Annotated in this window: 4 protein-coding genes; 1 reads left to right on the forward strand and 3 read right to left on the reverse strand. The window is 69.6% G+C overall.

Annotated features, from left to right (window positions below):
• The 3 genes from PKE44_RS09900 to PKE44_RS09910 form a co-directional block, all read right to left on the reverse strand.
• Positions 1-2,153 (reverse strand): chemotaxis protein CheA (locus tag PKE44_RS09900; RefSeq protein ID WP_324550594.1); only part of this gene is annotated, 2,153 nt, incomplete at its 3' end.
• Positions 2,150-2,464, reverse strand: a complete 315-nt coding sequence (locus tag PKE44_RS09905) for an STAS domain-containing protein (RefSeq protein ID WP_324550597.1) — start codon at positions 2,462-2,464, stop codon at positions 2,150-2,152. The genes PKE44_RS09900 and PKE44_RS09905, both read right to left, overlap by 4 nt.
• A gap of 8 nt (positions 2,465-2,472) precedes the next feature.
• Positions 2,473-2,841, reverse strand: coding sequence for a response regulator (locus PKE44_RS09910; protein WP_324550600.1), 369 nt, complete (start codon positions 2,839-2,841; stop codon positions 2,473-2,475).
• A gap of 459 nt (positions 2,842-3,300) precedes the next feature.
• Here PKE44_RS09910 and PKE44_RS09915 point away from each other — a divergent pair, with 459 nt between their 5' ends.
• Complete coding sequence (locus PKE44_RS09915) at positions 3,301-3,771, forward strand: NAD(P)H-dependent oxidoreductase (RefSeq protein ID WP_324550603.1); 471 nt, start codon at positions 3,301-3,303, stop codon at positions 3,769-3,771.
• The last annotated feature ends 113 nt before the right edge of the window (positions 3,772-3,884 follow it).

Raw genomic sequence — 3,884 nt, forward strand, 5'->3', positions numbered from 1 at the left:
GGCGGCGTGCGCGCCGCTGCCAGCGCGAACAGCGCCGGCACATCGACGATCAGCGCGACTTCGCCGCTGCCGAGGATCGTCGTGCCGCCGAGTGCGCGCAGGTGCTCGAACAGCGGTCCGAGCGGCTTGATGACGGTCTGGAATTCGCCGAGCAGTTCATCGACCAGCAGGCCGGCGCGGCGCTCGCCGCAGCGCACGACCACGACGCTGGCGCGCCGGCCGCACGGCGTGCCGAGGCCGAAGAATTCATGCAGGCGGATCAGCGGCAGCGGCCTGCCGCGCAGGTCGAGCTGGCGGGGCGGGGCATGCAGCGCCGCAACGTCGAAATCCAGGCATTCCTCGACCTGGTCGAGCGGCAGCACGAAGCTCGTGCCGGCGCAGCGGATCAGGAAGCCGTCGATGATCGCCAGCGTCAGCGGCAGGCGCAGGCGCACGGTCGTGCCGGCTCCGGCTTCGGATTCGATTTCGATGCTGCCGCGCAGCGCCTCGATGTTGCGCTGCACGACCTCCAGGCCGACACCGCGGCCCGAGACATCCGTGACCGTGTCGCGCGTCGACAGTCCCGGCGCGAAGATCAGCCTTGCCAGTCCCTGTGCATCGAGGTGCTCGCCGGCACCGATCAGGCCGGCGGCGACGGCCTTGCTGCGGATGCGCTCGCCATCCAGGCCGCCACCGTCATCGGCGACCTCGATCAGCATGTTCGCGCCCTCGTGGCGGGCCGACAGCCGCACGCGACCGACGCCGGGCTTGCCGCGCGCACGGCGCACCGCAAGCGGCTCGATGCCGTGATCGACGGCGTTGCGCACCAGGTGCATCAGCGGATCGACCAGCGGCTCGACGATGGCCTTGTCGAGTTCGGTGTCCTCGCCGCAGAGCTCAAGATCGATGTCCTTGCCGAGTTCCTGGCCGAGGTCGCGCACGACGCGCGGAAAGCGCGCGAAGGTCTCGCCGATCGGCACCATGCGCAGCTGCAGCGCGTTGTCGCGGATGCCGGAAACCAGCCGGTTCAGCGTCGTCGCCAGCTCATCGAGCGCCGGCAGGCCGAGTTCGCGCGCGAGCAGCGTCGCGCCGGCCCCGACGGTCACGAGTTCGCCGATGCGCTCGATCAGCTCATCGAGCCGCGGCGCCTGCACGCGCAGCGTGTGCGCTTCGGCGGTGCGCCGGGTACGGCCGTGCGCCTGACGCTCAAGGGCCGCCCGGACGACATCGGCGTCCACGCAGTGCCGGTCGACCAGCAGTTCACCGAGGCGCTTGCTGCCGGCCGCCGCCTGCGCCTGCGCGCGCAGCCCCTGTTCGAGTTCGAGGCGGCTCAGGCAGCCGCTGCGCACGAGGATCTCGCCGATCGACAGGTCGTCCTCGGGCAGCGCGCGGATCAGGTCCAGATACTGCGCGGCCTGGCTGTTCGGCGGCAGGATGTGCAAGGTGCAGTCATCGGCGACGAACTCGAAGGTCGCGGCGATCGTCTCGCGCTCGTGCGACGAATCGAGGTCGATCTCGAAGCCGAGGAAGCAGGTCTCGGCATCGAAGCCGGCCCAGTCCGGCAGCGCATCGGTCAGCGTCACGACGCGCAGCACGCGCCCGAGCGTGTGCAGGTAGCGCAGGCAGCCGAGCGGGTCGAAGCCGTTGCGCAGCGCATCCGGCCCGAAGCGCACCGACAGATGCCAGAACTCCGGGCCGCCGGTTTCGGCCGCCGGCCGCTCGCGCTCGACCGGCATCGGGGCCGGTGCCAGTGGCGGCGGGAGCGCAGGGACCGCCGATGCCTGCGGCTCTTCGTGCAGCGCCTGCAGCAGCGCCGTGCCGGCGGCCTGCAGCGCCGCATCCGGCACTTCGCCGGCCTCGGCGGCATCGAGCAGCAGCGCCAGATGATCGGCGGCGAGCAGCAGCAGTTCGCCGAGCCTGTGCTCGAAGCGGCGCGCGCCGGTCCTCAGCGCATCGAGCACGTCCTCGAAGCCGTGCGTGAATGCCGAAACCGCATCCAGCCCGAGCATGCCGGCCGAGCCCTTGATCGTGTGTGCGGCGCGGAACACCGCACTCAGGGCCTCGGTATCGGAGGGCGCCTGTTCGAGGGTCAGCAGCCCGGCTTCGAGCTCCGCAATCCGTTCGCGGGCCTCGATGCAGAAGGTCTGCATCACGGCCTGCAGCGGCAGGTTCATGCGCCACCGCCGGCCGGCAGCAGGACCGGATCCCCGAAATGCGCGGACAGCTCATACAGCGTGAACACGTCGAGCACCGCAGCACTGTGCTGGAGCAGGCGTAATGCGCGGCCGTGCTGCTGCTGTTCCCGCTGCAGGGCCAGCAGCAATTGCACGCCGGCACTGTCGAAATCGGTCACGCCGGACAGGTCGATTTCCAGCATCGGCGCCAGTTCCAGGCCGCGCAGATACGCGAGCAGTTCCGCGACGTGATAGATCGTGAATCGCCCGGCCAGCGTCAGCCGCCTGCCATTGCCGTCGATGTGCAGCATGGCGTGGCTCAGGCGGCCAGCAGCCGCGTGACCGCCGCGCACAGCGCCGCCGGCTGGAAGGGCTTCACCATCCAGGCCTTGGCCCCGGCGGCACGCCCGGCCTCGCGGCAGGTGTCGCTCGCCTCGGTGGTCAGCATCAGCACCGGCACGAAGCGATATTCGTGGCGGGCCTTGAGTTTCGCGACGAACTCCAGGCCGTTGATGCCCGGCATGTGCAGGTCGCAGATGACCAGGTTCAGCACGCGCCCGTCGAGCCGCTGCAAGGCCTCGTCGCCGCTCGCAGCCTCGACGACCGCGTGGCCGGCCTGGGTCAGCGTGTAGGCCACGATCTGGCGCAAGGACGGCGAGTCATCGATGATGAGAATGGTTTTCGACATCGTCATGTCCCTGGGGCGATGAATGTTCAGCAATCTGAATTTCGACGGCTCCGGCAATTCCTTGAGGACTGCACCGTCGACGAAATGCCGCATTGTGACCACCGCACGGATTCGTGCCAGCAGCCGACACCAGTACTGACCGGCATCTCACAGCAATTATCAGAAGCGCCGGAATTCCGGCACCTGATTCAGGGGATGTTCGTGACGATAACCGATAACAAAAAACCGGCACTTCCTGCCGGACGAATCCGCAGGCTGCGCAATCGTGCGAATGAATCCGGGTATTTGCGGCGCTGTCCATGGGCATCCGGCTATATCCGGCCGGACCGGCCGCCGCGGAAATGCCGCAGCGATGGCATGGGCGAATCGCTGCCGGACGCCGGCCTGAACCCGGCCTCCGGGACAGCCGGGCCGGACGGCGCTACGCTCCACGTCCCTGCCCTGTGCCGGACTCCCGCCGTGACTCCCGCCCGCCCCCGGCGCCTGCTGATCGTGTTCCACAGCCAGAGCGGCCGCACGGCGCGCCTCGCCGCTGCCGTCGCGGCCGGCGCACGCGAATGCGGCGGCATCGAAACGCTGCTCAGGCGTGCGCCCGAGGCCGGCCTCGACGATCTGCTCGGCTGCGACGGCCTGCTGCTCGGCACGCCCGAGAACTTCGGCTACATGTCCGGGCTCCTGAAGGACTTCTTCGACCGTACCTACTACCCGGCCGAGGGCCGTACCGTCGGGCTGCCGTATGCGGTGTTCGTCAGCTGCGGCAACGACGGCAGCGGCGCGGTGCGCGAGATCGGACGCATCGCCCGCGGCTATGGCTGGAAGGAAGTGGCCGAGGCGCTGATCGTGCGCGGCGAGCCGGACGACGAGGCGCTGCAACGCGCGCACGAACTCGGCGCGGCGCTGGCTGCGGGGCTGGAACTGGGGATTTTCTGAAACCGCCGGCCGGCATGTGCGGCCGCTGCCCTTGACCCGAGCGGAGCTTTCCCGACATGAACCTGCTGCCTGCCCGCCTTCGCTGGATCGCCGTGCTGCCGGCCCTGCTGCCG

It is taken from the genome of Plasticicumulans sp. (assembly GCF_035331805.1).
In the GTDB taxonomy this organism is placed as follows: Bacteria; Pseudomonadota; Gammaproteobacteria; order Competibacterales; family Competibacteraceae; genus Plasticicumulans.

What these genes read in the sequence shown, in the direction of transcription:
- PKE44_RS09905 (WP_324550597.1), bottom strand. Translation starts at nt 2,464, where the DNA reads ATGCTGCACATCGACGGCAATGGCAGGCGGCTGACGCTGGCCGGGCGA.
- PKE44_RS09910 (WP_324550600.1), bottom strand. Translation starts at nt 2,841, where the DNA reads ATGTCGAAAACCATTCTCATCATCGATGACTCGCCGTCCTTGCGCCAG.